General features: G+C 50.5%; 29 protein-coding genes and 1 pseudogene. 17 read left to right on the top strand and 13 right to left on the bottom strand.

Going from position 1 to position 25,796, the window contains the following annotated elements; genetic code table 11:
- The gene (gene ispB, locus M0R33_RS20245; protein WP_292573612.1) at positions 1–1,005 is read right to left on the bottom strand and encodes an octaprenyl diphosphate synthase; all 1,005 of its coding nucleotides are present in this window, start codon (positions 1,003–1,005) and stop codon (positions 1–3) included.
- A gap of 210 nt (positions 1,006–1,215) precedes the next feature.
- Here ispB and rplU point away from each other — a divergent pair, with 210 nt between their 5' ends.
- The 4 genes from rplU (at position 1,216) to proB (ending at position 4,050) form a co-directional block, all read left to right on the top strand.
- Complete coding sequence (rplU, locus tag M0R33_RS20240) at positions 1,216–1,527, top strand: 50S ribosomal protein L21 (RefSeq protein ID WP_292573655.1); 312 nt, start codon at positions 1,216–1,218, stop codon at positions 1,525–1,527.
- Between the two features lie 17 nt (positions 1,528–1,544).
- Positions 1,545–1,802, top strand: a complete 258-nt coding sequence (gene rpmA, locus M0R33_RS20235; RefSeq protein ID WP_292573610.1) for a 50S ribosomal protein L27 — start codon at positions 1,545–1,547, stop codon at positions 1,800–1,802.
- Between the two features lie 81 nt (positions 1,803–1,883).
- Positions 1,884–2,942 carry an Obg family GTPase CgtA gene (gene cgtA / locus M0R33_RS20230; RefSeq protein ID WP_292573608.1) on the top strand — a complete coding sequence of 353 codons (1,059 nt, stop codon included), beginning with the start codon at positions 1,884–1,886 and terminating at the stop codon, positions 2,940–2,942.
- Positions 2,929–4,050 (top strand): glutamate 5-kinase, encoded by a 1,122-nt coding sequence (gene proB / locus M0R33_RS20225; protein WP_292573606.1) that lies wholly within the window; start codon positions 2,929–2,931, stop codon positions 4,048–4,050. The genes cgtA and proB overlap by 14 nt, the downstream gene beginning before the upstream one ends.
- A gap of 1,066 nt (positions 4,051–5,116) precedes the next feature.
- Here the strand turns inward: proB and apbC are convergent.
- Both apbC and M0R33_RS20215 read right to left on the bottom strand, forming a co-directional pair.
- A complete protein-coding gene (apbC, locus tag M0R33_RS20220) occupies positions 5,117–6,208 on the bottom strand; it encodes an iron-sulfur cluster carrier protein ApbC (RefSeq protein WP_292573604.1) in 1,092 nt (363 codons plus the stop codon).
- A gap of 73 nt (positions 6,209–6,281) precedes the next feature.
- Positions 6,282–6,428, bottom strand: coding sequence for a hypothetical protein (locus tag M0R33_RS20215; RefSeq protein ID WP_292573602.1), 147 nt, complete (start codon positions 6,426–6,428; stop codon positions 6,282–6,284).
- Positions 6,429–6,446: 18 nt separating this feature from the next.
- Between M0R33_RS20215 and M0R33_RS20210 the strand changes: the two genes are divergently transcribed.
- Positions 6,447–7,781 carry a L,D-transpeptidase family protein gene (locus M0R33_RS20210; protein ID WP_292573599.1) on the top strand — a complete coding sequence of 445 codons (1,335 nt, stop codon included), beginning with the start codon at positions 6,447–6,449 and terminating at the stop codon, positions 7,779–7,781.
- Positions 7,782–7,850: 69 nt separating this feature from the next.
- On the opposite strand, the gene rpsT is transcribed toward M0R33_RS20210, so the two are convergent.
- Positions 7,851–8,114 (bottom strand): 30S ribosomal protein S20, encoded by a 264-nt coding sequence (gene rpsT, locus M0R33_RS20205; protein ID WP_292573597.1) that lies wholly within the window; start codon positions 8,112–8,114, stop codon positions 7,851–7,853.
- Positions 8,115–8,225: 111 nt separating this feature from the next.
- On the opposite strand from rpsT, the gene murJ reads away from it, so the two are divergent.
- The 4 genes from murJ (at position 8,226) to M0R33_RS20185 (ending at position 12,264) form a co-directional block, all read left to right on the top strand.
- The gene (gene murJ / locus M0R33_RS20200) at positions 8,226–9,758 is read left to right on the top strand and encodes a murein biosynthesis integral membrane protein MurJ (protein WP_292573595.1); all 1,533 of its coding nucleotides are present in this window, start codon (positions 8,226–8,228) and stop codon (positions 9,756–9,758) included.
- Positions 9,759–9,853: 95 nt separating this feature from the next.
- Complete coding sequence (gene proC, locus M0R33_RS20195) at positions 9,854–10,681, top strand: pyrroline-5-carboxylate reductase (protein ID WP_292573593.1); 828 nt, start codon at positions 9,854–9,856, stop codon at positions 10,679–10,681.
- Positions 10,681–11,256 (top strand): YggT family protein, encoded by a 576-nt coding sequence (locus tag M0R33_RS20190; protein ID WP_292573591.1) that lies wholly within the window; start codon positions 10,681–10,683, stop codon positions 11,254–11,256. Before proC ends, M0R33_RS20190 begins: the two co-directional genes overlap by 1 nt.
- A gap of 12 nt (positions 11,257–11,268) precedes the next feature.
- The gene (locus tag M0R33_RS20185) at positions 11,269–12,264 is read left to right on the top strand and encodes a DUF4124 domain-containing protein (protein ID WP_292573589.1); all 996 of its coding nucleotides are present in this window, start codon (positions 11,269–11,271) and stop codon (positions 12,262–12,264) included.
- On the opposite strand, the gene argB is transcribed toward M0R33_RS20185, so the two are convergent.
- Genes argB through coaBC form a run of 4 tightly spaced genes read right to left on the bottom strand, consistent with a single transcriptional unit; the run spans position 12,250 to position 17,436 of the window.
- On the bottom strand, positions 12,250–13,143 hold the full coding sequence (gene argB, locus M0R33_RS20180; protein ID WP_292573587.1) for an acetylglutamate kinase: 894 nt from the start codon (positions 13,141–13,143) through the stop codon (positions 12,250–12,252). The genes M0R33_RS20185 and argB overlap by 15 nt on opposite strands.
- Before the next feature lie 12 nt (positions 13,144–13,155).
- Complete coding sequence (locus M0R33_RS20175) at positions 13,156–15,780, bottom strand: phosphomannomutase/phosphoglucomutase (RefSeq protein WP_292573585.1); 2,625 nt, start codon at positions 15,778–15,780, stop codon at positions 13,156–13,158.
- Between the two features lie 20 nt (positions 15,781–15,800).
- Positions 15,801–16,256, bottom strand: coding sequence for a dUTP diphosphatase (gene dut / locus M0R33_RS20170; protein WP_292573583.1), 456 nt, complete (start codon positions 16,254–16,256; stop codon positions 15,801–15,803).
- A complete protein-coding gene (gene coaBC / locus M0R33_RS20165) occupies positions 16,228–17,436 on the bottom strand; it encodes a bifunctional phosphopantothenoylcysteine decarboxylase/phosphopantothenate--cysteine ligase CoaBC (protein WP_292573653.1) in 1,209 nt (402 codons plus the stop codon). The genes dut and coaBC overlap by 29 nt, the downstream gene beginning before the upstream one ends.
- Positions 17,437–17,526: 90 nt before the next feature.
- Here coaBC and radC point away from each other — a divergent pair, with 90 nt between their 5' ends.
- Complete coding sequence (gene radC / locus M0R33_RS20160) at positions 17,527–18,201, top strand: DNA repair protein RadC (RefSeq protein ID WP_292573581.1); 675 nt, start codon at positions 17,527–17,529, stop codon at positions 18,199–18,201.
- Positions 18,202–18,315: 114 nt separating this feature from the next.
- Here the strand turns inward: radC and dapE are convergent, their stop codons facing one another.
- Together dapE and M0R33_RS20150 are read right to left on the bottom strand one after the other, a co-directional pair.
- Positions 18,316–19,443, bottom strand: a complete 1,128-nt coding sequence (gene dapE, locus M0R33_RS20155) for a succinyl-diaminopimelate desuccinylase (protein ID WP_292573579.1) — start codon at positions 19,441–19,443, stop codon at positions 18,316–18,318.
- On the bottom strand, positions 19,440–19,793 hold the full coding sequence (locus M0R33_RS20150; protein WP_292573651.1) for an ArsC family reductase: 354 nt from the start codon (positions 19,791–19,793) through the stop codon (positions 19,440–19,442). Before M0R33_RS20150 ends, dapE begins: the two co-directional genes overlap by 4 nt.
- 329 nt (positions 19,794–20,122) lie before the next feature.
- Here M0R33_RS20150 and M0R33_RS20145 point away from each other — a divergent pair, with 329 nt between their 5' ends.
- The 7 genes from M0R33_RS20145 (at position 20,123) to M0R33_RS20115 (ending at position 24,171) form a co-directional block, all read left to right on the top strand.
- Positions 20,123–20,614 (top strand): pilin, encoded by a 492-nt coding sequence (locus tag M0R33_RS20145; protein ID WP_292573578.1) that lies wholly within the window; start codon positions 20,123–20,125, stop codon positions 20,612–20,614.
- Positions 20,615–21,016: 402 nt separating this feature from the next.
- Positions 21,017–21,169: a hypothetical protein gene (locus M0R33_RS20140; RefSeq protein ID WP_292573577.1), complete on the top strand. Its 153-nt coding sequence runs from the start codon at positions 21,017–21,019 to the stop codon at positions 21,167–21,169.
- Positions 21,170–21,257: 88 nt separating this feature from the next.
- Positions 21,258–22,076 carry an O-antigen ligase family protein gene (locus M0R33_RS20135; RefSeq protein ID WP_292573576.1) on the top strand — a complete coding sequence of 273 codons (819 nt, stop codon included), beginning with the start codon at positions 21,258–21,260 and terminating at the stop codon, positions 22,074–22,076.
- Between the two features lie 94 nt (positions 22,077–22,170).
- The gene (locus tag M0R33_RS20130; RefSeq protein WP_292573575.1) at positions 22,171–22,701 is read left to right on the top strand and encodes a ceramidase domain-containing protein; all 531 of its coding nucleotides are present in this window, start codon (positions 22,171–22,173) and stop codon (positions 22,699–22,701) included.
- Positions 22,671–22,922, top strand: a complete 252-nt coding sequence (locus tag M0R33_RS20125; protein ID WP_292573574.1) for a hypothetical protein — start codon at positions 22,671–22,673, stop codon at positions 22,920–22,922. Before M0R33_RS20130 ends, M0R33_RS20125 begins: the two co-directional genes overlap by 31 nt.
- Before the next feature lie 302 nt (positions 22,923–23,224).
- Positions 23,225–23,605 (top strand): cupin domain-containing protein, encoded by a 381-nt coding sequence (locus M0R33_RS20120; RefSeq protein WP_292573573.1) that lies wholly within the window; start codon positions 23,225–23,227, stop codon positions 23,603–23,605.
- A 125-nt stretch (positions 23,606–23,730) separates the two neighbouring features.
- Positions 23,731–24,171, top strand: coding sequence for a hypothetical protein (locus tag M0R33_RS20115; RefSeq protein WP_292573572.1), 441 nt, complete (start codon positions 23,731–23,733; stop codon positions 24,169–24,171).
- Here the strand turns inward: M0R33_RS20115 and M0R33_RS20110 are convergent.
- From M0R33_RS20110 to M0R33_RS20100, 3 genes and pseudogenes are all read right to left on the bottom strand, one after another.
- Positions 24,168–24,905, bottom strand: a complete 738-nt coding sequence (locus M0R33_RS20110) for a DUF2182 domain-containing protein (RefSeq protein ID WP_292573571.1) — start codon at positions 24,903–24,905, stop codon at positions 24,168–24,170. The two genes, M0R33_RS20115 and M0R33_RS20110, sit on opposite strands and share 4 nt — an antisense overlap.
- Before the next feature lie 3 nt (positions 24,906–24,908).
- Positions 24,909–25,520, bottom strand: a complete 612-nt coding sequence (locus tag M0R33_RS20105) for a DUF1326 domain-containing protein (protein WP_292573570.1) — start codon at positions 25,518–25,520, stop codon at positions 24,909–24,911.
- Positions 25,520–25,796: pseudogene (locus M0R33_RS20100) on the bottom strand (glucose 1-dehydrogenase); the annotation flags it as partial. The pseudogene M0R33_RS20100 and the gene M0R33_RS20105, both read right to left, overlap by 1 nt.

The raw sequence follows: 25,796 nt of genomic DNA, 5'->3' as shown, positions 1-25,796 counted from the left end.
TTAATGGGCGCGCTGCACCGAGAAGTGCGCGAGTTGTTCCAGGGCAGCTTTATAGTCGGAATCAGGTAGGCATTGCAGGGCTGTTATGGCTTGTTCGGCCGCCCTATCGGCGCATTGTTCGGTGTATTCGATGGCGTTAGTAGCTTTGACCACTTCATAAACTTCATTAAATGCGTCTCTGGAGCCGTGGCGAATCGCGTCGATGACGATTTGGGTTTGTGCCGGTGTGCCGTGCTCGATAGCGTAGATCAAAGGTAAAGTGGGTTTGCCTTCGGCCAGATCGTCTCCCCGATTTTTGCCCAGCTCTTCGCTGCGGGCTTTGTAATCCAATGCGTCATCGATTAGTTGGAAGGCCACGCCCAGTTGCTGGCCGTAAATGGCCAGCGCATCTTCCGCCTCGGGGTCGGCATTCGAAATAACGGCAGCCAGACGGGTGGCCGTGCTGAATAAAATGGCGGTTTTGCGGGCAATCACGTCCAGGTATTTTTGTTCGCTGGTGTCCGGATTGTTGCAATTTAATAGCTGTAATACTTCGCCTTCTGCAATGGCCGTGGTGGTTTTGGATAGAATATCCATTACCCGCATGTTGTTGGTCCGCACCATCATTTCAAAGGCGCTGGAATAAAGATAATCGCCGACCAGCACGCTGGCGGCATTGCCCCATACCGCGTTGGCGGATTCCTTGCCGCGGCGCAGGACCGATTCGTCCACTACGTCATCATGTAATAAAGTGGCTGTGTGGATAAATTCAATTACGGCGGCTAGTATCAAATGGTGTTCATTGGCTTTACCTAAAGCTTTGGCCGCCAGTAAAAGCAGCATGGGGCGTAGACGTTTGCCGCCGTTGCCGATGATGTAATGGCCGATCTGATTGATCAAAACCACGTCGGAACTCAGCTCGTTGAGAATCAGTTGGTCGACTGCCTGAGTTTCGGCTGCAGTCAGGTTTTTGATCGAATCGAAATCAATGGTTACCGAATCGGAGCGTAAGTGCGTGACTGTCATGAGAATTTCAAAAATTTCATTCGGTAGTGCAAGGCTTTGGATAAATTGGCCGTGATGCTATTTATAATGCCGGGTAGTGTCAATAGTACCGCTCCTGAAATTGTGTGGTTTTGTCAAATTAACTGCAATTTAGGTTTGACGGCGCCCCTGTTTGAAAATATAATCCGCTGTTCACTTTTAACAGATATATGCTTGATGGAGCTTGCGCTGATGTATGCGGTAATTCAAACAGGTGGTAAACAGTATCGTGTCGCAGAGGGTACTACCTTAAAAATCGAAAAACTTGAGTTGGGCGCCGGCGACAGCGTAGAGTTTGACAAAGTGCTTATGGTTCAATCAGGCGATGCGGTAAAAGTCGGTCAGCCTTTTGTCCAGGGCAGTAAAGTCACTGCGACCGTGGTCTCACAAGGTCGACACAAAAAAATCAGAATCATTAAATTCAGAAGACGTAAGCACCACATGAAACAAATGGGGCATCGTCAATATTACACAGAAGTCCAGATTACTGGCATTTCTGCATAACACACGAGGTTTAGAAAATGGCTCACAAGAAGGCAGGCGGTAGTACCCGCAACGGACGTGACTCTAATGCTCAGCGGCTGGGCGTTAAGCGTTTTGGTGGTCAAGTGGTAAAAGCGGGTAATATTTTGGTTCGCCAACGCGGCACCAAATTCCATGCGGGCGACAACGTAGGCATGGGTAAAGACCATACCCTGTTTGCTACAATGGATGGTACCGTGGTTTTTGAAGAAAAAGGCCCCAAAAACCGCAAATACATCAGTATTGCAGCAGCATAAATTTTTTGGCTGTGCTTATGGCGCAACCGATACAAAAAGCCTCGTTTTTCAGCGGGGCTTTTTTGTTTATACCGGACAATTATGAGATTTGTTGACGAAGCGGAAATCCGTGTAGAGGCAGGCGATGGCGGAAATGGCAAAGCCTCATTTCGGCGGGAAAAATATATACCTTTGGGCGGTCCCAATGGCGGTGACGGTGGTGACGGCGGTAGCGTCTACTTGGTGGCTACCGAAAACGTCAATACCCTGGTGGATTTTCGCTATCATTCCGTGCATCGTGCCCAGCGCGGTGAAAACGGCGGTAGCCGCGATTGCACAGGCAAAAAAGGCGAAGATTGTTTGGTGGCCGTGCCGCCTGGCACTATCGTGTATGAGGCGAGTACCGGAGAAAAGATTGGCGACTTGACCAAGCCCGGTCAGCGTTTGTTGGTTGCCAAGGGCGGATTTCATGGTCTCGGCAATACGCGCTTCAAAAGCAGCATAAACCGGGCACCTCAGCAGACCAGTAAAGGTTCGGCCGGCGAACACCGCTTGTTGCATCTGGAATTGATGGTCATCGCCGATGTCGGTTTGTTGGGTATGCCGAATGCCGGTAAATCCAGCCTGATCAGGGTGGTTTCTTCAGCCCGCCCGAAAGTGGCCGATTATCCGTTCACCACCTTGCACCCCAATCTGGGTGTGGTCCGTGTCGATGATCTGCGCAGTTTTGTTATCGCCGATATTCCGGGTGTTATAGAAGGTGCCGCCGAAGGCGCGGGGCTGGGTTTACAATTTTTAAAACATTTGTCCAGAACCGGTTTGTTGCTGCATATCCTCGATATTGCCCCGTATGAAAGCGATGAGTCGCCAGTGAGCTCGGCGCGTAAAATCATTCAGGAAGTGGAAAAGTGGAGTGATGAGCTTGCGAACAAACCCCGCTGGCTGGTGCTAAACAAAATAGACAACCTGCCGGACGATGAAGTTGATCAACATTGTCAGGCCATCGTGGATGAATTGGGCTGGAAAGGCCCGGTATTTAAGATATCCGCATTAAAGAGCCAGGGCACGCAAGCCTTGATGTACGCCATTATGGATTTCTTGGAACAGGAAAAAGCCCAGCAAAAAGAACAGGAGCAGGAGCTATCCCGTGAGTCGGAGTGATTTTCGTCAAGCCCAACGCATTGTTATCAAGATAGGCAGCTCGTTGCTAACCGACGGCGGGCGGGGTCTTAATGTCAAAGCTATAGCCGAATGGGTGGCGCAGATGGCTATGCTGAGACAGCGTAGCGTCGATGTGGTGCTGGTGTCTTCCGGTTCGGTGGCCGAGGGCATGAGTCGCTTGAAGCTGAAAACCCGTCCGAAAACCTTGCACGAGTTGCAGGCGGCGGCTTCGGTTGGGCAAATGGGCTTGGTCCGGCGGTTTGAAAATGAATTCCAACAGCATGAATTGCTGGCTGCGCAAGTGTTGCTGACGCATGACGATTTATCAGACCGGCAGCGATATCTTAATGCGCGCAGTACCTTGCTGACCTTGCTGGATTATGGTGTGGTGCCGGTTATTAATGAAAACGATGCCGTTGCCACCGAAGAAATTCGTTTCGGCGATAACGACACCCTGGGGGCTTTGGTGGCCAATCTGGTGGAAGCCGATCTGTTAATCATACTTACCGATCAAACCGGCTTGTACGATGCCAATCCCAGTCTCAATCCCGATGCGCAATTGATTTCCGAGATCAGTGTCAACGACAGTCAATTGGATCAAGTGGCTGGAGAGAGTATCAGTGGTTTGGGGCGGGGCGGTATGTACACTAAAGTGCGCGCCGCGCGTTTGGCGGCACGTTCCGGAGCGGCCACGGTGATCGTGTCCGGCAAGATAGAGGATGTGGTCGGACGGGTGTTTCAAGGCGAGCAGTTGGGTACGTATCTGATTCCCAATCTGGCGCCGCTGGCAGCTAGAAAACAGTGGCTGGCCGGGCAATTGCAAAGCAAGGGTAGTGTCGTACTCGATGACGGGGCGGTCAAAATTCTGCAAACAGCAGGCAAAAGTTTGCTGGCCGTAGGGGTAAAAGCAGTGCAAGGTAGGTTTAAGCGTGGGGATTTGGTTTCTTGCCGGGATCTGCAGGGTGTGGAAATTGCCCGTGGCTTGATCAATTATGGCGCTGAAGATGCTGCTAAAATCGCCGGCAAGCCTAGTAGTGAGTTTGAATCGTTGTTGGGCTACGCCGACGACGACGAATTGATTCACCGGGATAATTTAGTACTGATCTGATCGCCGCTATGCCTTTTGTTTGGAAGCGAGCGGGATCAAATTTAGTAGTTTCAAGCCTTTCATCATCCTCCATCAGCTCTACGCAGCGCAAAATACAGCTGCAGAGCTTTCAAGTCCCGTCCCGCTATATTTTTAACGCTACTTGTTTGGGTAAGTTGAAGCGACTTTGCCGGATAGACGCGTAAGGTCATCACTTTCCACAAATAATGTCCGCTCTGAAACGTTCGGCAATAATGGCATCGAATTAATTCACTTTGGTCAATCGGCTGGCCGGCGACTATCTTGATGGGGTGTCATGGGAAATAAGTGAAGCGATGGGGGCTTTGCTTTGCTGAAGTTTGCAAACACAGTGTGGGATTTCCCTCGGTAATGCGGCATACAACCTGGTTTATAAATAGATTTTAGGCGTCTCCCGAGCTAGGTAAGCGGTAGATTGAATCAACCGTGCCCTTTTCTGTGTGTTTTTCACTCATTTTTCTTTAGCGGCCGCAACGGCGGCGGTGCGCGGCTGGTTGCGCTAAAAAATCGATATAAATCATATGGCTATATTCTGATCATTTAATTCAAAATGCCATTTTGATCATGCTCGTGCTTCCTGGATTCTTGTCGGGAAGAGAAGATTCTAGGCTGCATTGATGTGCTGAAATAAGGGGTGGCACGATATGTGCTTTAAATAGAAGGTGTGGCGCCGAATTGAGAAAACACAGGTTTTTGATTCGGCCTGACTCCCGAGCGATAAACACAGCGCAGGGGGGCGGATGGAGCTGGATGCACTTGCCAGCTATTTTGCCACGGTCGTCTTGAGGCGGGGTCGGAAAGCTGACCGGACCTTGCTGGAAAGTCAGGCGGCCAGGGTTTGTCTTTGGGTTTGAGACTTTACCGAAACCCGCGTTTGCTTAGGTTCGGGATGAACCGGGCAGGGTATGCCCGTCAAGGATGGCGGGTATAAAATGGCGGGTGCTTTCAAAGCCACCTCTTTTTGAGCGCCTGTCTTAGCTGATACCGCCAAGGATGATTAGCGGTATCAGCTATCCATAATGAAGGGAGTTGATTGCGTCAATTCCGGCTAGGTATTTTGAATCACAATGTTCGGGAATTTGCTGCTGTAATCCCGGGCGCGCATGGCCAGTTTAGCGGCCATTTTGCGAGCTATAGCTTTATACATTTCCGCTGCGCGACTATCCGGGTCGGCGGCCACCGTGGGGCGCCCGCTGTCGGCTTGTTGGCGGATGTTGATGTCCAGTGGTAACGAGCCAAGCAACTCGATGTTGTTTTTCTCGGCCATGGCCAAGCCGCCACCTTTGCCGAAAATCGCTTCCTCATGTCCGCAATTGCTGCAAATATGAATACTCATATTTTCCACTAAGCCCAAGATGGGTACGTTGACTTTCTCAAACATACCTAACCCACGTTGGGCGTCGATCAAGGCAATATCTTGCGGGGTAGTGACGATGACGGCGCCACTCAGGGGAATTTGCTGGGCCAAGGTCAGTTGAATGTCGCCGGTGCCGGGCGGTAAATCGATTATTAAATAATCCAAGTTGGACCACTGCGTCTGCGTCAATAATTGCTGCAGTGCGCCGGTTACCATGGGGCCTCGCCAGATCATGGGTTGGTCCGGGTCGACTAGGTAGCCGATCGAGATGGTTTGGACGCCAAAAGAAATTTTCGGCAGCAAGAATTTGCCGTCTAGGGTTTCAGGTTGGCCGGATAGGCCGAGCATGGTGGGAATGCTGGGGCCGTATATGTCTGCATCCAGGATGCCTACTTCTGCCCCTTCGGCGGCCAATGCTAGCGCCAGATTCACGGAAGTGGTCGATTTGCCGACCCCGCCCTTGCCGGATGCAACGGCGATGATGTTTTTGACGTTGGGTAACGGTTTTAAGGTTTTCTGTACCGAGTGGGCAACGATATTGACGCTTATGTCCAGCTGGACCGTCCCGATTCCGGCCAGAGTGGTCAGTTTTTGCTGTAATTGTGCGGTTAGCAGCGGAATATAGCTTTTAGCCGGGTAACCCAGTTCGATTGTGACCTTGACATCGGTGCCGTCAATGGCAATGTTTTTGACCGATTTGGCCGATATCAAATCGGTCGCGACATTGGGGTCAATAAAGGTTTTGAGCATGTGTTCGACAGCAGCCTTATCAATGCTGGTCATGTTTGGACTCCGTTGGGTCAGTGGGGAATTACTTGGGTAAAATGCTAGGAATAGCGTACCACTTAAACGGTGGCTAATGAAGGGTAAAGCGTGTCTGGTAGGCATCAATAAAGTGGATAGATACGGTGAATTTCAAAAGCCTTGCCGCTTTAGAAGATGAGAGTTTAGTTAAAATATCCCAAAGGCCGTCAAAAGCAGCTATTTTAAAGACTTGTTTCATTTAGTTTTATATTGAGTTATGGCTTTATCTGTTGAATCTACTCTTTATCTCGGCATCAGGAAGTTGACGAGCCGTTTCATTTGCTTGGCACTGTTTGCAGTCTTGCTGAGCGGTTGTCAAAGTTTTTCGTTCATTAAGGATTCGGAGCTGTTGGTGACAACAGGCAAGGCCGAGTTTGTCGAAAGTCATGCCTTTTCAATTGCCGGTCAGGAGCAAGTGGTGGGAGCGCTGGCTACCGTAGAGAGTCGGCAGGATGACACCCTGCCGGATTTGGCGCGCCACTTTGGGCTGGGTTTTACGGATATTACCATTGCCAATCCCCATTTAGAGCCTTGGTCTTTGGCCGAAAATCAGCAGGTATTACTGCCTTTGCAATTTATCTTGCCCGAGGCGTCCCGTAAGGGGGTGGTGTTGAATTTGGCCAATATGCGCATGTTTTACTATCCCAAAGAGCAGCAGAAGGTGTTGACTTTTCCGGTGGGGATTGGGCGCGACGGATGGAATACGCCGTTGGGGATGACGAAAATCGTGGCTAAGAAGACTAATCCGTCCTGGACGGTGCCCGAGTCGATTCATCGCGAGCATCAATTGTTGGGAGATCCGTTGCCTAAAGTTATACCCTCGGGTCCGGATAACCCGTTGGGTTATTACGCCATGCCGTTGGGTTTTACCGGTTATTTGATTCACGGCACCAACAAGCCATATGGAATAGGCATGCAGGTTAGTCATGGTTGTGTGCAGTTATACCCCGAAGATGTGGAAGTGCTGTTCGAACAGGTTAGTGTCGGAACGCCCGTGAAGATTGTGCATCAGCCTTATCTGGCTGCATGGGGGTACGATATGCTGTATCTGGAAGCGCATCGCCCGTTGGAGAAATGGGGCAAGCAGGATAGGAAATTGCAAAAGGCCGTGCGGGCCAAGTTGAGTAAATTGGCGGCCGAGAAAAATGCCGTTGTGGATTGGGCGCGCGTCGATGAGGTCTTAAATCGGGCGGATGGTATTCCAACTCCGGTGTTGCAAGACGGGGAGGATTTGCCGGCTATAACCGCTCAGGCCTTAAAGGTTCAACATCCCGGGCAGCTTTACGGACAACCAGCTGTCAATGAGTTGACTGAAAGCGATTGGTCTGTGGTGACGGAAAGTTTTACGAATGAAACGGATGCTCAAAAATTAGCGGCTATGCTGAATCATCTGGGGCCGCAAATTCCGGCTCGTACCGTTGAAAAAGACGGGGTGTTTCAGGTGGTAGCGGGCCCATTCAAAAATAAGAAGGAAACCAAAGTTATGGCTAAACGTATCAAGACTAGTTTCGATTTGGACGTCACGCCGGTTAAGCCTTTGGCGAATCGCTAACGATAGGCAATAAAAAAGGCCGATGCCCTTGTGGCATCGGCCTTTTTTGTGAATGACGACCGGCTTTGGTTAAGCCATGTTGCGCAATCGGGTATTCAGTCTGCTTTTGCTGCGAGCAGCTTTATTTTTGTGAATAATGCCTTTGTTGACAGCAGAATCAATAATAGGCACGGCAGATTTGAATGCCGCTTGCGCTTGGTCTTTGTCGCCGGCTCTTACAGCAGCGATTACTTTTTTAATAAAAGTACGCAGGTTGCTGCGTTGTCCGGCATTGCGAATACGGCTGTTCTCTGCCTGACGCGCTCTTTTTTTAGCTTGGGGTGAATTAGCCATAAAGTATCAGTTCAATCGAGTTAATTAGAAACGATACATTATCTTTTTGGATGCTATTATTGTCAACCCTTTAATGTTTTAAATCCAGTTTTATCAGGGAAGAGGCCCGCATTGACCAAGCAGCTTTACAAATCCACCGCAGTGGTGGGCAGCATGACCTTGATTTCGCGCGTCATGGGGTTTATTCGCGACATGTTGATTGCCAATTTATTCGGAGTCAGCCCCGCCACCGATGCGTTTTTCGTGGCCTTTAAAATTCCCAATTTTTTACGGCGGCTGTTTGCGGAGGGAGCTTTTGCCCACGCCTTTGTGCCGGTATTATCCGATTATAAGCAAAATGCGGATCAAAGCGCGCTGAAACTATTTATTGAAAAGACCGCCGGCACCTTGACGGGTTTGCTTGTTTTGCTGACCGTGGTTGGTGTAGTGGCATCGCCGTTGTTGATAGTATTTTTTGCGCCCGGCTTTCTTTGGCAGGGAAATCAATATGCCTTGGCCGTTAATCTGTTGCAGATTACCTTTCCTTATCTGTTGTTTATATCGCTGACTGCTTTTGCCGGCTCGATATTGAACGCTCACAGTCGTTTTGCGGTGCCAGCCATTACACCCGTGCTGTTGAATGTATGCATGATTGTCGCGGCCCTGTGGCTGGCGCCCCTGTTTGCGGAACCGATTTTAGCCTTGGCCTGGGGGGTATTTGCGGCGGGTGTGGTGCAAACGTTGTTCCAAATTCCGGCTTTAGTGCAATTAGGTTTGTTGCCTCGTTTGCGCTGGGGCTGGCAAGACGCCGGAGTCAGGCGGGTACTTAAATTGATGTTGCCGGCAATTTTTGGGGTATCGGTAGTGCAGGTCAATTTGCTATTCGATACCTTAGTGGCTTCATTTCTGGCCTCAGGCAGTGTTTCCTGGCTTTACTACTCGGACCGGTTGGTGGAGTTTCCCTTGGGTATTTTAGGGGTGGCGGTATCGAGCGTGATTTTGCCCAGCTTATCTAAAAATCATGCCAATCAGGATCTTGTCGCTTTCTCTAAATCTCTGGATTGGGGATTGAAGCTGGTTTTTCTAATCGGTTTACCGGCTACACTGGGGCTAGTGTTGTTAGCGCAGCCTTTGCTAGCTACCTTGTTTCAATATAATGAATTCGGAGCGGACGATGTGGCAATGGCCAGTAAGAGTTTGATGGCTTTTGCATGGGGGCTGCTGGCGTTTATCTTGATAAAGGTTTTGGTGCCTGGTTTTACTTCACGGCTGGATGCAAAAACACCGGTGCGGTTCGGCTTGTATGCCATTGTTAGTAATGTATTGTTGAATCTGGTTCTGGTGTGGCCATTAGCGCATGCCGGAGTAGCTTTAGCTACGACGCTTTCTGCTTATTTGAATGCCGGGTTATTACTGGTTACCTTATTAAAACAAAAGGTTTACCGGCCCGGTAAAGGATGGAGTGTGTTTCTGGCACGGGTGGTTTTCGCCTGTCTGTTGATGGTGGTGTGTTTGCAATATGCCGCCAAGGGGCAGAACTGGTTGGCTTGGGGGGGGGCGCAGCGGAGCGGACATTTAGCGGTTGAGGTGATGATGGCTATGTTGGTTTATACATTTGGATTGGGGCTGGCAGGGATGCGGTTGCGTCATTTATATGAACATTAAGTCGGGTCTTGAGATTTGTTAAAGTGGCTCCATACTCATGTAGAATGCGTGCAATTCACTTTTCTATCTTTTGGATACACAACAAACAGTCAGTTATGAAAACAAGAACAATCGGTTTTATCGGTGGCGGGAATATGGCTACCAGCTTGATGAGCGGTTTAATCGCCAGCGGACATTCGCCTCAACAGATTTGGGTATCGGATACGGCGCCGGCTACCTTGCAATCCCATCGCGATCATCTTAATGTCAACGTAGCCAGCGATAATTTAAAAGTCGTGCAGGAAGTGGGGGTAGTGGTACTGGCGGTTAAACCGCAAATTTTACGGGAAGTCGCCTTGCAGATAGCGCCGCTAGTCAAACAAAAACATGTTCTGGTGGTATCCATAGCCGCCGGAATTTCTCAAACCAGTTTGGCGTTGTGGTTGGGAAGCGATACCGCTATCGTGCGATGCATGCCCAATACCCCGGCCCTAGTGTTAACCGGTGCCACTGCGCTGCATGCCAATGCTAATGTCGATGAGGAGCAAAAAGATCTTGCCGAAAATATTTTACGTGCCGTCGGCATCTCGTTATGGGTAGAGCAGGAAAGCGAGCTCGATGCGGTAACCGCGGTATCGGGCAGCGGTCCGGCCTATTTTTTCCTAATGATGGAAGCCATGGAAAAAACAGCGCTTGAAATGGGGCTGAATGAACGCACGGCCCGTTTGTTGGTTCAACAAACCGCTTTGGGCGCGGCTAAAATTGCGCTGGAATCGGCGGAATCGCCTACCCAATTGCGGGAACGTGTCACGTCACCCGGTGGCACCACTCAAAAAGCCATCGAAACCTTTCAACAAAACGGTTTTGCCGATTTAGTGGGCAAAGCTTTGCTGGCAGCGAGAGATCGTTCCATTGAAATGTCCAAACAACTGGGAGCCGATTAATGGGTTCTAATTACATGACCGATCCGGTGGTGTTTTTGATTGACACCTTGTTTTCACTCTACATTTTGGCGGTGATGCTGCGGTTTTTGTTGCAGTGGACCCAGGCGGATTTTTACAATCCGGTCTCGCAATTTCTGGTCAAAATTACCCATCCTGCCTTAAAGGTGATGCGGCGTTTTATACCTTCGGTTGGTCGAATCGATACCTCGTCGCTGGTTTTAGCGTTGGTTCTGCAAATTTTGGCTAACTTCGCCATTTTGGCGATAAAAGGTGTAACCATTAATATCGTGGGTTTAACAGTATTGTCATTCACCGATTTATTAAAAATGTCGTTGGATATATTCGTCTATGCCATTTTTGCCGGGGCAATTCTTAGCTGGTTTGCACCCGGTAGCTACAGCGGCGCATCTTCATTGCTCTATAGCTTGACGGATCCGTTGCTAAATGTATGCCGCCGGTTAACGCCGGATTTAGGCAGTATTGATTTGTCCCCACTGGTTGCGTTGGTGTTATTGCAATTGGCAAAAATGATGGTTTTGCCACCGTTGCAGGAATTGGCGGGTTTATTAAGTTAACGTTTGGTGTCTATGCGCTTCAAGTACCGTTTGCTAGCATTGATTTTTATTGTGCCTTTGTTGTTATGCGGGGCAAAGGATAGCTATGCCAAAAAAATGTACCGTTGGGTAGACGAAAACGGCCGGGTATTTTTTTCCGATCTGGTGCCGCCTGATCAGATTCAGCACAAACGGGAGACCATGAATGAAAATGCCCGGGTTTTGGATGTGGTGGAAAAGGCCAAGACGCCGGAGCAGCTAGCCCAACAAAAACGACTGGACGCCTTGCGTAAAGAACAAGACAAGATCATTGCCAAGCAAGCTGCCGATGATAAGGTGTTGTTATCGACCTATCGTAGCCTTGAAGATATGAACAAGGCTTTGGAAAACAAGCTGGCGCTGATGGACGGCGAAAAAAAAATGATAGAAGGAAACAGGCTGCGCATGGAACAGCAGCTGCTGCAGCAACAGCTGCAAGCGGCCAATCTGGAGCGAAACGCAAAAAAAGTACCGGAAAAACTGTTGAAAGAAATTGCTTCCACTCGGCAGCAAATTGAACAAAACGTTCAGGAAATGGCGCGGCATGAGTCAAACCGGCAAAGCGTGGAAAAAGAATTTAGAGCCGATATCGCCCGTTTTGAGTTTTTGACGCAACCTTACAATACAAACCAGAAAAATCAACCCCAGTTGGCTACGGATAATCCGGTTAATGAATTGGGTTTATTTACGTGCCTGGATGCCGGACAGTGCGATAAAGCATGGAAAATTGCCACTGAATTCGTTTATAACTTCGCCACTACCGGACGCGATGTGGAAAACGAAAAACTCGTCATGACTGCCGCGCCATTCAACGATGATGACTTGAGTCTATCGGTATCGCGGTTGGAAAAAGGCGGGATACAGCAAATTTTTCTGGACATGCGTTGCAAGGATTCAAACATGGGCAGGGAATTATGCAGTAGTGACAAAGCCCGAGCCATACGCCGAGGCTTTACTACCTATATTCAGCTGCAATTAGCGTCTCAATAACAAGGTACCAATGCCTTGATCGGTAAACAGCTCTAACAATACCGAGTGTTCGATGCGGCCGTCGATGATATGAACGCTATTGACGCCGCCCTTCAAAGCATCCGTGGCGCAACGGGTTTTAGGAATCATACCGCCCGAGATGGTGCCGTCGGCGATCAATTCGTCAATACGCGTTAAGGTCAAGCCGGTCAGCAGTTTGCCTTCTTTATCCAAAATGCCGGGGATGTTGGTCAATAGCATCAGTTTTTCGGCTTTGAGCACTTCCGCAACTTTGCCGGCGACCAAGTCGGCATTGATGTTGTAAGAGTGTCCGTCCTTGCCGACCCCAATCGGCGCAATCACCGGGATGAAGTCGCTGTTGCCGAGCATTTCCACCACGGCCGGGTCTATGCTGCTGACTTCGCCGACATGGCCCAAATCGATGATTTCGGGCGCATCGTCCAGATTCGCGCCTGCCTTGGTTATACTGATTTTACGGGCATGAATGAAATTGCCGTCCTTACCGGTCAAACCCACGGCCTTGCCGCCCTGCATGTTGATCATGTTGACGATTTCCTTGTTGACCAGGCCGCCCAGTACCATTTCCACCACATCCATGGTTTCGCTGTCGGTGACGCGCATGCCGTCGATAAATTCGGACGTTTTGCCCAATCTTTTCAATAAATCGCCGATTTGCGGGCCGCCGCCGTGTACGACGATAGGATTGATGCCCACCAGTTTCATCATCACAATGTCGCGCGCGAAGCCGTGTTTGAGCGTTTCGTCTATCATGGCGTTGCCGCCGTATTTGATCACTACCGTTTTGCCCTTAAATTTCTGAATATAAGGCAGAGCCTCGATCAGGACGTGGGCAATTTGATGTGCGGTTTTTTCTTTCATGGTGGTAAAGGATTAAAAGGGAAGAGAAATGGCGGGATTAATTTTTAATATCAACAGTTTAAACTGTGCCTGAATGCGGCTTAAGGCTTCGCGGCTGCTGGCCTCAAATCGTAATATCAGATCAGCCGAGGAATCCGAGGCCCTAACCAGCCCCCAGCCATCCGGGAACTCGACGCGCATACCATCCGTGGTGATAATATCGCCGTCAGGAAACTGAGCCTGGCTAATTAATTGCTCCATAAATCGGACGTTTTCGCCTTCGGCGAGGATGACGTGCAATTCAGGCGTGTTTAGGCTGTCCGGCAGATCGTCAAACAATTCGCTGCTGGAACGCATGTCGGCGGAAAGGATTTCGATGATGCGTACCGCCGCATAAAGCGCGTCGTTAAAACCGAACCAGCGGTCGTTGAACAGGAAATGGCCGCTCAGGTCGCCGGCCAGGGCGGCGCCGGTTTCACGCAAACGGTTTTGCAGCGAGGCTGTACCGTTTTTACATAAAACCGGATACCCGCCGCGCTTTTTGATTTGCTCCGGTAAATGGCTGGAACAGGCTGCATCGTAAATAATTTCCGAGCCGGGTTTGATCGCCAACACGTCGCGGGCAAACAACATCATCAGCCGGTCAGCCCAAATAATTCGCCCGTTGGAATCGACTAATGTCATACAGTCGCCGTCGCCGTCAAAGGCGATGCCGGCATCGGCATTATTCAATTTCACGGCCTTGATCAAGGCGTCCAGGTTGGCCGGATTGCCGGGGTCGGGTTGATGATTTGGGAAGCGGCCGTCAATGTCGCAATAAAGTTCGACCACGTCGCAACCTATGCTTTTCAGCAGCATCGGGCCCAGTTCGCCGGTTGCGCCATTGCCACTATCGACGACTATGGTCATGGGGCGGACAATGTGGGTGTCTTCGGAAATGATGCCGATGTATTCGTTGCTGAATAATGTGTTGCGGTCTACGGCGCCGGTTGAATCCTGAGCGAAGTCCCGTTGGGCGATACGGGACTTGAGGCTCTGCATATGTTCAGCGGATAGCGGTTCGCCATTCAATGTGATTTTTAGGCCGTTTTGATCCGCAGGGAAATGGCCGCCGGTCACCATTAAGCCGGTTCGGCCCTCGCTATGGTGGCTGACAAAATATAAAACCGGCGTGGGTACCAGGCCAATATCCAAGACATCACAACCGGCCGAGGTGATACCTTTGATTAAGGCCTCGCTGAATGCCGGGCTGGAGCTGCGGCCGTCTCTGCCGACTACAATCGTATTGACGGCGAGTTGTCTGGCTTCACTGGCAAAAGCGCGGCCAATATTCGCCATTATCTCTTCATCCAGATTGTGGCCGACGCTGCCCCGGATTTCAGCAGTACGGAAAAACGATGTATCCGTAGATTGGGTCTTGTTGGCAAAATCGACCGGCCGGCCGGCCTCTGCCTGAGCGGATGCGGAAGGCATGTCCCAACTTTCTATGTCGGAAGCGGCATCGGACAAAGAATCGTCCAGACCGTCATCCAACAGGGCTGTATCGCTATTCGGTGGGTATTGAGATACCTTTTCCATATCCGGCATCGCCACGGGTATCGCTGATGTGCTGATGGGTACGGTTTGTACGGCATCGGGCGTGGCAGGCTTGGTTTCTTCCAGAAAATCGATATCAAAAGATTCGTCAAAAAAGTCGTAAGGCTTATTTTCATCATCTTCAAGTAACGGTGAATCTTGCTGATCCATGACACGCTTAAATTGCACCATGGCGGCAATAATGGGTTGCATTTCATCAAGCTGCATTGGATAACTGCCCATGGTTTTGCCCTGCAGCATATCCTTGGCGGCGTTTAAAATGCCGCTTTGATCGTGGCGGAAAAATTCGCTGAATTTACGGTAGCCAATAAAAAACGCCAAACATGCCAGCAAGGCAGGAATACCGATTAGACCGGTGAGAATGCCGATATCAGCCAAACTGGTTTCAAAATTTGCCCAGGTGTTTAGTTGCCAACGGCTATTACTGATGGGGATGGAAATAGGCTCGTCATCCCGATTGGCGGTTTGGCCGATAGTTGCTAACACCAGTTGATCTTGTTTTAACTCGATCAGGCCGTTGTCGAACGGTATTTTAGTAACCAGTTGTTGCAATAAATCGGGCTTTAAGCTGGCCAAAATCACGCCCGCGACCTGCTGGCCGCTCCGGACGGCGCTGGTAATCGCCAGGTGGCGGTGCTCGGCATCGCCTTGTATGACCGGTTGCGGCTTACTGGTTAAGGTGGCCCGCACCATTTCCAGATCGCCGTATCCCATATGCGGCATTTGCGATTGATCCAAATCGTTAATATTGGGCGGAATTAAGCGTAGCCGTAGGGTGTAAGGTACCACGGTTTGCAGATTTGCCTCTGTCGCCCGAATTGCATCCGGATTGCCCGAGCTTAAAGCGGCTATTACGTCAGGGGTTTGGGCCAAACCATCCACTGTTGCCTGCAGGGTGTTCAGCTGCATGCCGAGATTGACGGCCAGATTGTTGGCAATCAGCGTGGCGGCTGCCTTTTTGGTAGTTCTGGCGTCAGCGGCTGAAAACCAGTTTGTGCCGACTCCCGCAATTAGCACCATTAATGCCGAAATCGCAGCAATAATGCTGAAAATACGTCCCATGCCCGTTTCTCCGTTATGGCTTAATGGCGGCCGCTGTGGCCAAAACCGCCGCTACCGCGCTGAGATTGATCGAATTCGGCCACGCATTCAAATTCGGCTTGCACCACGGGCACAAATACCATTTGTGCAATTCGTTCGCCTACTTCGATGGTAAATGCGGTGTTGCCGCGATTCCAGCAGGATACAAATATTTGGCCTTGATAATCCGAGTCGATCAGGCCCACAAGATTTCCCAGCACAATACCATGTTTGTGTCCCAGTCCCGAGCGGGGCAGTAAAACGGCGGCGAGATGCGGATCCTCGATGTGAATGGCCATGCCTGTAGGGATCAATAGCGATTCTCCGGGTTGCAGGGTTATGGCTTGCTCGACACAGGCTCGCAAATCCAGCCCCGCTGAACCGTGCGTGGCATAGCTGGGTAACGCTATGTCATGGCCGAGGCGAGGATCAAGAATTTTGAGCTGGATTTTTTTCATTAAATTTCTCGGTGATAAGTTTGATTAACTGATGCGCCAGAAAGGGTTTGTCCGTCATGGCAAAATGTTGGCTGCCGCCCGGCCAAAATACTTGCAAGGCATTGTGGTCGCTATCGAAACCGCCTTCGCTTTGTCCTACCCAGTTGGCGGCAATCATGTCCAGATTTTTACTATGTAGCTTCTGGCTGGCATAGTTTGCCAAATCATCGGTTTCGGCGGCAAAGCCCACTACAAAGGGCTTTTTGGGCAAGCTGGCCACGTTGGCGATAATGTCCGGGTTTTGGGTTAGCTCGATGACATTGTCCGCTTGTTGTTTTTTGATTTTGTGGTCTTGAATCCGGACAGGGCGATAATCGGCCACTGCCGCCGCACCAATGTAGATATCGCACCGATGGGCTTGATTCATGACCGCATCAAGCATTTGTTGAGCGGTTTCAACCCTGATTACCTGGATATTGTCCGGTGCCGCAATGTTGACCGGGCCGCTGACCAGGGTAACTTCCGCCCCGGCTTGTTGCGCGGCTACCGCGATGGCATAACCCATTTTGCCGGAGCTGCGGTTGGTGATATAACGCACCGGATCCAGCGGTTCGCGGGTTGGACCAGCGCTAATCAATAATTTGATACCCCGCATGGTTTTAGGGCGGACGTGGCTAAAAAGTTCCGCGCAAATATGTCCCGGTTCCTTCATGCGGCCGAAGCCTTGCTCGCCGCAGGCCTGGGCGCCGCTGTCCGGGCCGATCACGGTTACGCCGTGCTGCTTTAAGGACTGAATATTCATCTGAGTGACCTTTTTGTGCCACATGGCCTGATTCATGGCGGGTGCTACCGACACCGGGCAATCACTGGCCAAATAAAGTGTCGAGAGTAAATCGTCGGCTAAACCGTGGGCCATTTTTGCCAAGGTGTTGGCGCTGGCGGGGGCTATCAAGAATAAATCCGCCCAACGGGCCAGATGAATATGGCCCATGGCTTGTTCCTGAGAAGCGTCGAAAAGTTCGGTATGGACCGGGTTGCCGCTCAAGGCCTGAAAGGTCAAGGGGGTTACAAATTGTTGCGCGGACGCAGTCATGACCACCCGCACCTGACAATTTTGTTTGCGCAGCAGGCGCACCAGTTCAGCGGATTTATATGCGGCAATACCGCCGCAAACGCCTAATAAAATTCGGTTATTGATGATGGCATCTCTTAATCGTGAATAAGGGGAATTATGGCAAACTTAGCCCGATTCTTCTATGCTTAAAATGCTTTTAACACCAGGAGATGCCGTATGAGCATCAAGGATTGGCCGGCCGATGAACGTCCACGGGAAAAATTACTGCAACGCGGTGCTTCAGCGTTAACCGATGCCGAGCTATTGGCCATTTTTCTACGGGTAGGCACGCAGGGTAAATCCGCAGTGGATATGGCCCGCGAGTTATTAAGCGAATACGGCTCGCTGCAAGCCTTATTGGCCGCTGAACATGAGCGTTTTTGTCAAAGCCATGGTTTAGGCGATGCTAAATATGCGCAGTTGCAGGCTGTGATGGAAATGGCTAGGCGCCATTTCGCCGAAAGCTTACAACGCGGGAATGCCTTGACCAGTCCGGATATTACCCGCGCTTATTTAAGTGCGCAGCTGCGTGGCTATAGTTACGAGGTGTTTGCCTGTTTGTTTTTGGATAACCAGCATCGGGTGATTCAGTGGGAAGAGTTGTTTCGCGGCACTATCGACGGGGCCAGCGTTTACCCCCGGGAAGTGGCGAAGCGGGCTTTGTTCCACCATGCCGCCGCGGTAATCTTTGCCCATAATCATCCTTCCGGTATTAACGAACCCAGTCAGGCCGACCGGCAAATTACCGATAAACTCAAACAAGCCTTGGCTTTATTCGATATTCGAGTGTTGGACCACTTTATCGTCGGCGACGGCCAGCCTTATTCGTTTGCCGAGCACGGTTTGATTTAACTGGGTGGCATTGGGTAGGCCGGAATAAGCCGATAGGCGTTTCCGGGTGCGGCACATTTGCCGGAAACGCTACCGCTTATTCCGGCCTACTTGGTGTATGCATTTCGCAAAATATCAAGCCAACAAATTCGCTAAAATTTGCTCGTAAATCCGGCTCAAGGTTTCCAAGTCGTCCAAATCGATATGCTCGTTGACTTTATGGATGCTGGCATTGACCGGACCCATTTCTATCACCTGCGCGCCGGTGGGGGCAATGAAGCGGCCGTCCGAGGTGCCGCCGCCGGTGTCGTCCAGCGTTTCGTAGCCGCATACGGATTTAATCGCGGCGTGGGTGGCTGCTATCAATTCGCCTTGCGAGGTCAAAAACGGGTTGCCCGACAAGCGCCATTGCAGATCGTATTTAAAACCGAATTTATCCAAAATGGCCTGGGTGCGGGCTTTGATGGTGGCTTCATCCAGTTCGGTACAGAAACGCAGATTAAATTGTGCGTCCAATTGGCCGGGGATGATGTTTTCCGCGCCGGTACCGCTATTGATATTGGATACCTGCAGGCGGGTGGGCGGGAAGAAGTCGTTGCCGTTGTCCCAGACTTCCGCGGTTAATGCCATTAAAGCCGGAGCAAAGCTGTGAATAGGATTCTCCGCCAGTTCCGGATAAGCGACATGGCCTTGTATGCCGTGTACGGTCAGTTTACCGTTCAGGGAACCGCGCCGGCCCACCCGGATTACATCGCCCGTGCGTTGGCTGCTGGACGGCTCGCCCACCAAACACCAGTCGATTTTTTCCCGGCGTTGCTCCAACACCTCCACGACTTTAACTACACCATTTGTAGCAATGCCTTCCTCGTCGCTGGTCATCATAATAGCTATGGAGCCATTATGTTGCGGATGGTCAGCGATAAAACGCTCAACTGCGGTGATAAACGCCGCAATGCCGCCTTTCATGTCGGCCGCGCCGCGTCCATAAAGTTTACCATCGCGAATCGTGGGTTCGAACGGCGGCGAATTCCATGCACTCAAAGGCCCGGTTGGCACCACGTCGGTATGGCCTAGGAATACGAACAAGGGCGGATTTTTCCCGCTCCGTAGCCAAAGGTTTTGGGTGTCGGCAAAATCCATGCGCTCATCCGTGAAACCCAATGAGGATAATCGTTGAGCCAATATATCCTGGCAGCCGGCATCGTTGGGGGTGACCGACTCGCGCTGAATCAGGGTTTTTAGTAAGTTAAGAGTTTCGCTCATAGGGCCGCGGACAATTGTTCAGAGTTAAAGCCGACGAATAGTTGGCCGTCGACGGCAATGATCGGGCGCTTGATCAGCGTGGGGTTAGCTAACATGAGTTGCAGGGCTTTTTCCGGGGTTAAATCGCGTTTATGCGAGTCGTCCAGTTGTCGCCAACTGGTGCTGCGTTGATTCAGAATCGCTTCGATACCGAGCTTGTCGGCAAACTGTTGCAACAAGGCCGGGTCCAGGCCGTCGATACGATAGTCATGGAATTGATAATGCAAACTCCGGCTATCCAGCCAAGTTTTAGTTTTTTTGACGCTGTCGCAGTTTTTGATGCCGTAAACGATGATGGGGGGCAGGTGCATGATAGACAAAACAAGGTTAATGATTTGATGGCTGATGATTATAACCGCGTCTTGATGGTTGCGGATGGTGGCAAAGGGTATTGATAGATTTATCGGGTGACAAATTTTGTCAGTAGCGGTCAAAACAGTGTTGTTTATAGGGGTGAATTTGCAGAGCTTAAAAGTTCGATAAACGCTCACAATACGTGCATTGGTCGTTTTTGTATTTATAAGGTATTGAAATTATTGTAGATATTATTTTTTTTGTTTGGTTTGTTTTGATTGGCACGGCAGCTGCATTAGTAGATTCGTCTTTAACCAATACATCAACCAACCAGAGGAAACTCACTATGAATATGCAAATTCAAAAATCACAACAAGGTTTTACCTTGATCGAATTAATGATCGTTGTGGCGATCATCGGTATCTTGGCGGCGGTGGCGATTCCGGCTTATCAGGATTATACTATTAGGGCTAAGGTTTCTGAAGGTGTAGGTTTATCGTCAGCAGTAAAAACTGCTATTACAGAGGCTGCAGCAACGGGAGATATCAGCGCCGCAACTAATGCAAACCAAGCAGGTGCAGATGCACTTGGAGTAGCATTAGATACTACGATAACTGGTAACGTGGTCGCAAGTGTTACCGTGGCAGGAACAAGTGCTGCTGGTGCAAATCCGCAAACTGCTCGGATTACGATTACTTTTGCTGCTGCCGGCGCCAATGTTCCAGCGCCTTTGGCGGGAACCACGCTTCTAATAGATGGTACGTTTAATGCTGGTAGTGCTACTTGGGCGGTGAACGCTGCTTCAACCCTTCCGGCAAAATTTCAACCTAAAGTATAATTCGTAAGTTGAAATACGTGATATAGATTTACGAGTCTCGAACAAACATAAAAAACCGCCTTCTGGGAAACCTAGGGCGGTTTTTTTGTTTTTTTAAAAGTCCTTACATATGAAGGCGTCTGCGCGGTAAAGTCTGATGATTTTGATCGTTTTTTAGTAAAATTAAAATATTTCAATAAGTCGAATGGAATTTGTCATGGTGGTGTCGATGAGATTTTCAGGTTTTTATGTCAATCGCCGTACGCTTATAGGACATTTTCTGAATCAGATCGATCAGTTGATTGGTCCCTCACCGAACAGGCCATTCGACAACAAAAGCGCCCGCATCCGATGTGACAGGATGCCCTGTGTATCCCGGCTTGCTGTTTAACGATGTTACTGGTTGGTATCTAGAATGGTGGCTTGAGTGACGACGCGATGGAAAACATGGCCAATTTCTATCTGCATATCATGCGTTTTCTGTGGCTCGCGTTGGAAGACCTGGGATTAGTCATGGTGATCGAGACCGCACCGGCCATCGTTAGTCGCTTAAATGGGGAAGCTGAATGTTATTAAGCCCACCATAACAACTGATGGACTCCACTATTGCTTTGGTTTGTTTGCCGTTATTGGAGTCCGATTCCGTTAAAAACAATTACAAGCCTTGGGCGTTGGGCCTTTTATTCGCATGGTGGGTGTTGCTGGCTTGGCTGCTGAGTATGGTCATCACTTGGCGGGGTATCGGCGGCTGGCAAGGCCTTTCTTGTTACTGCAGCTCAAGTGTTTTGGCTGCGGTTTTTTGGCTTATCAACTGCTGTTTATTTGGTTGCCGAAACTGAATGCCGGTGGTGGTAGTGTTACCGAAACAGTTCTAAGGGCGCAAACCCATGATCGAATTTACCTATGGACACATGCCTGGCATATGATCGAATCGCATCCGTTGCTGGGCGTGGGGCCGATGCACTATGCTTGGTATCCCAACAACATGGCGGCGCACCCGCATAACAGCCTTGTGCAATTGGCCTGCGAATGGGGCTTGCCGGCCACCGGTTTGATTTTATTCTTTCTGGGGTACGGCCTATTTCAGTGGCTGAAACGCTTTAATGCAAATACCTTAAAGGCTGCGCCCGAGTCGGAACAAGTGTTAGCGGTGGTACTGTTTTTTACCGTGGTAGCTTCGGGGTTTTATTCCTTGGTGGACGGCGTGATCGTGATGCCGCTTAGTCAGGTGATGATGGCGGTGGTATTGGGGTTGATGCTGGGTTTTTACCAGCAAAATGTTGTTCCGTCGCCAAGAAGGCCCTTAAGCGATTTGATACATCGGCTGTTTGCGGGTGTAGTTCTGGTGGTGCTGGTATGGTCGGTTTTACCTGAATTATTGCCTAGAATATTAGGCGACTACGATATGATTCCAACCGGATATCAGGTTGTGGGTCCTAGATTTTGGCAGGAAGGCGGCATTTCGCATACAGAAGGATTTTAAGTGGGCCCTAACAGTGCAAATGACGCTATTCGATTTCCATCCCCGAATGGCATGAAACCGATTTAAGCGATCGATCGGCGCGATTGGAGGCAGAATGTTATCTCAGGAAAAACGCATCGGCATACTCGGTTCGATTTCGTTGGTAGCCGTGGTGTCGTTGTTATTTATCGAGCCGATTACGCAGGATCCTAACTATCACCATTTTGCCGATGCAAGGCCGCTATGCGGGTTTAGCAATTTCTGGAACGTGGTTTCGAATCTGCCGTTTTTGGTGGCTGGCTGTCTCGGTTTGTCTCGCTATGCGCGACTTACACAACGGGAAAGTGCCGAGGGTTATAGGCTCATGTGTCTGGGTGTTTTGCTGGTTGGGATTGGCTCCGCCTATTACCATGCCAATCCGACAAACGATACGCTATTGTGGGACAGGTTGCCGATGACGGTTGCTTTCATGGCGATATTTTCGTTGCTGCTGGGCGAGCGGGTCATGCCAAACCAAAAACGCTATGCGTTGTGGTGGTTGGTTACGGGGGCGTTGTCGCCGCTTTTTATTGGGCATGGACGGAATCGTTGGGCCGCGGCGACCTGCGGCCTTATTTGCTGGTGCAGTTTCTGCCTGTTCTGCTGATGCCCTTCATCCTGTTTATGTTTCCCGAGCGTTATTTGAGTAATCGGCTATTGCTTACGGCTTTTGGGCTGTACGTTGCGGCTAAGCTTCTCGAACATTTCGACAGCCAGATTTTTTCAGCATTGGGGGCCATGAGCGGGCATGCGATGAAGCATGTTATTGCGGCCGCGGCAGCGCTCTGTATTATTTATGCCGTGCCGGCCCGGACGCCGAATTGTTAACCCCCGTGGATGGATAACGCGAGGCTGCTTTCGTAGGCTTGATTCCAGCCCGAGCTGGAATGATGAATAAATTGTGGTGCCGGCTAGCGAGTTGGCCGCGAGATATGGCTTACTTGTTCCAGTTGTTGCAATTGGTCGGCTGAGACGTCAGGTTGTTAAGTCAGCCCTCGTTATGGCAGGTGTTCCGTTCGGCTGGTGCTTGCCGAATCCGGATGGAGTGGGCCCTTCGATAGACTCGGGGCGAACGGCATTTAATGGCCGGGGTAATAATGGCTTTTTTCTGAATTTTTCAATTGTGGCTCATGGCAAAATCAACAGCAATATACTGGAACCCTTTACATCCGGAAAACGGCCAACGTTGGTCGCCCGTGCAAGGATTGGAAGGCATGGTTGAGGAACTGACGCTGAGTATCGATGATCGCACTGGCGAATACACCAGATTGACCCGCTTTTTGCCGCTTGCCGATACCTCGGCATTCGACGCCAAATCTCATCCGTATCCCGAAGAAGTATTCATTGTCAGCGGCCGGCTTTACGACCACGCTTTTGATGTTTGGCTGGAAACGGGCCATTACGCCAGCCGGCCTCCAGGCGAATTGCATGGGCCTTTTAACACGGATGTGGGTTGCGTGGTGTTGGAAATATCGTTTCCTCACAGAACCCCGGGCAGCAATGAGGTTTAACAAATTCATTTGAAATGTTGCAAATAACTAAGGATAACCAATGGACATAGTTATTTACATATTGATATTTCAAGGTTTGCTTGGAGGAATCGATGTGTTGTGGAATCATGAATGGAAAGAGTGGCTTGCAACAAAGTAAAACGCGGCGAGAACAAAAAATTCATGGGCTACGAGTATTATTCTATGCTCTGATATTTCTGGGATTAGCGTGGTTCACGTGGCATGGAATTTGGGCTTGGGTCTTATTCGGCGTAATTGTTATTGAGATTGGTGTTACCGCTTGGGATTTCGTGGTTGAAGATAAAACAAGAGTTTTTCGTCCTATGGAGCGGATGACTCATTTGGTTTTGAGCATGGTGGGCGGGGCCTATGTTGCGCTGTTAATTCCAGTACTTACCGAATGGTTACGCTTACCGTCTATCTTTATTCGTGCTGAATATGGGCTATGGTCTTGGATACTTACATTTCTCGGTATTGTCGAATTTGCTTGGGGAATCAGAGACCTTTGGAGTGGGCTAGCGCTAGCAAGAAACCATAGTCCCGCGCTTAGCCCGCGTGCGGATTAGAATAGCCAAACACCACCCCAAACCAAAAACAATGTGCCGCTGAGCATGCTGAGTTTTTTGCTGTCGATAGGCGGCCATTTTTCCAGAAACACCAGCAGGGTAATCAGCAGCATGCCGGTCAGGTTCATCACCCCCACCGCAAACATGATCAGCATTTGTGCCCAACAGCAGCCCAGGCAAGTGGCGCCATGTTGAACACCCATGCGGAATGCGCCAAGTACGCCGGGCCGCCAGGCATGCAACAGAAAACCCAGTGGGGTGCGGCAATGATGAAGACAGGCATTTTTGTAAGGGGTAAATTGGTAAAGCCCGGCCATCAATAAAATCGCCGCGGCCAGATAAGGCTGGCGGTTTTCCATCATCGGCGACAACCATTGCAAGCCATGAAACAGCCATTGCAAAGCGGTTAACATCACACTGAAAGCTATCCAGACCGCTAAATAGCCGCCGCTGAACCACAAGCCGAGCCAAGGGCTGGTGCTGGTGTCGCGTTGGCAATAGCGGCTAAAGGCACTGAGCATGGGCAAAATCGACGGCAACATCATGGCGGCCATCATGACGGCCCACATGCAGAACACCCAGGCAAAATCACCCATCAACCATTGCGATAAGCGGCTGGGCGGCATCCACATTTCCGCCATGGCCAGATGTGTCATCTGCCAGGCTTGATAAATTAAGAAACCCCAGGCGGCGGCAATGGCGCCGCCGAGCGGCAGCGCTAGTTTGATAGGCATGTTTTAAGGTTGGTAAGTAAACGCCGAATGGTAACCGTTGCGTTCGGAAAACTCCCAGTCCTGGCCGTAATCCTGATAATTGAACTGTTTGGATTTGGCGACCACGGACGGATGGCTGGTGACCACGCACAAAGGCGGATTGCGGATCATGGCCTCTCCGCCCGTTATACCTTGTATGTTTTGAATTTCCGCCTCGGCTATGCCGGGTATCACCATGCGGCGGCTATCGCCGTCTTCCTGGTAGCTTATCGCCACCTGCTTGATGCCCCACACTTCGCCGACCAAACCTATCAACACGCTTAAGTGTCCGCCTGCCTGACCGGTAAAAATCTGCTGTATGGCCGCGGTTTGAGCCTGGTCGGCCCGGTCATCGATATATAGGCCGGCGCTCCAGCCGCCTTTGATCATGTTGTCAGGCGCATGGCAAGCCAGGACGACGTTCAAGTCGTGTAGCTGCACGTCGTTTAAGTGGCCTTTTTCGATATGCCAGGCCACCAGCAGTTTGCATTCGCCCTCGCTGGGCGGTTGCAGCCAGATACAGGGACAGGCCGTTTCGCAGTTACAGGTTTCAAAATAGCGGCCTTCAAGTCGCCAGTCGGGAGCAGGTGTGGTCATCAAAAAGCCTCCTTGAAGGGGCGCAGATCAATTTCATGGGTCCAGGCGCTGGGATGTTGCCGGTGCAGTTGCCAATAAGTTTCGGCAATGGCGGAGGCTTGCACTAAACCTTCCTGGCCCTTGGCTTCCACAAACTTGGCAAACTGGCTGCGGGCACGTTCGCCATCGATGACACCATCGATAATGGCGTGCACCACATGAATACCGTGCGGGCCGAATTCTCGCGCCATGCCTTGCGCTAAAGCGCGTACCCCGGCCTTGGCCGCCGCAAATTCG

The organism is Methylomonas sp. (assembly GCF_023228165.1).
Lineage (GTDB): Bacteria > Pseudomonadota > Gammaproteobacteria > Methylococcales > Methylomonadaceae > Methylomonas.
This window is presented reverse-complemented; position numbering and strand designations above follow the sequence as displayed.

Bases quoted from the DNA above. Each gene is read 5' to 3' on its own strand.
- ispB (WP_292573612.1), bottom strand. From the start codon at position 1,005: ATGACAGTCACGCACTTACGCTCCGATTCGGTAACCATTGATTTCGAT.
- rplU (WP_292573655.1), top strand. From the start codon at position 1,216: ATGTATGCGGTAATTCAAACAGGTGGTAAACAGTATCGTGTCGCAGAG.
- rpmA (WP_292573610.1), top strand. From the start codon at position 1,545: ATGGCTCACAAGAAGGCAGGCGGTAGTACCCGCAACGGACGTGACTCT.
- cgtA (WP_292573608.1), top strand. From the start codon at position 1,884: ATGAGATTTGTTGACGAAGCGGAAATCCGTGTAGAGGCAGGCGATGGC.
- apbC (WP_292573604.1), bottom strand. From the start codon at position 6,208: ATGACCAGCATTGATAAGGCTGCTGTCGAACACATGCTCAAAACCTTT.
- M0R33_RS20215 (WP_292573602.1), bottom strand. From the start codon at position 6,428: ATGAAACAAGTCTTTAAAATAGCTGCTTTTGACGGCCTTTGGGATATT.
- M0R33_RS20210 (WP_292573599.1), top strand. From the start codon at position 6,447: ATGGCTTTATCTGTTGAATCTACTCTTTATCTCGGCATCAGGAAGTTG.
- rpsT (WP_292573597.1), bottom strand. From the start codon at position 8,114: ATGGCTAATTCACCCCAAGCTAAAAAAAGAGCGCGTCAGGCAGAGAAC.
- proC (WP_292573593.1), top strand. From the start codon at position 9,854: ATGAAAACAAGAACAATCGGTTTTATCGGTGGCGGGAATATGGCTACC.
- M0R33_RS20190 (WP_292573591.1), top strand. From the start codon at position 10,681: ATGGGTTCTAATTACATGACCGATCCGGTGGTGTTTTTGATTGACACC.
- M0R33_RS20185 (WP_292573589.1), top strand. From the start codon at position 11,269: ATGCGCTTCAAGTACCGTTTGCTAGCATTGATTTTTATTGTGCCTTTG.
- argB (WP_292573587.1), bottom strand. From the start codon at position 13,143: ATGAAAGAAAAAACCGCACATCAAATTGCCCACGTCCTGATCGAGGCT.
- M0R33_RS20175 (WP_292573585.1), bottom strand. From the start codon at position 15,780: ATGGGACGTATTTTCAGCATTATTGCTGCGATTTCGGCATTAATGGTG.
- dut (WP_292573583.1), bottom strand. From the start codon at position 16,256: ATGAAAAAAATCCAGCTCAAAATTCTTGATCCTCGCCTCGGCCATGAC.
- radC (WP_292573581.1), top strand. From the start codon at position 17,527: ATGAGCATCAAGGATTGGCCGGCCGATGAACGTCCACGGGAAAAATTA.
- dapE (WP_292573579.1), bottom strand. From the start codon at position 19,443: ATGAGCGAAACTCTTAACTTACTAAAAACCCTGATTCAGCGCGAGTCG.
- M0R33_RS20150 (WP_292573651.1), bottom strand. From the start codon at position 19,793: ATGCACCTGCCCCCCATCATCGTTTACGGCATCAAAAACTGCGACAGC.
- M0R33_RS20145 (WP_292573578.1), top strand. From the start codon at position 20,123: ATGAATATGCAAATTCAAAAATCACAACAAGGTTTTACCTTGATCGAA.
- M0R33_RS20130 (WP_292573575.1), top strand. From the start codon at position 22,171: ATGTTATCTCAGGAAAAACGCATCGGCATACTCGGTTCGATTTCGTTG.
- M0R33_RS20120 (WP_292573573.1), top strand. From the start codon at position 23,225: ATGGCAAAATCAACAGCAATATACTGGAACCCTTTACATCCGGAAAAC.
- M0R33_RS20110 (WP_292573571.1), bottom strand. From the start codon at position 24,905: ATGCCTATCAAACTAGCGCTGCCGCTCGGCGGCGCCATTGCCGCCGCC.
- M0R33_RS20105 (WP_292573570.1), bottom strand. From the start codon at position 25,520: ATGACCACACCTGCTCCCGACTGGCGACTTGAAGGCCGCTATTTTGAA.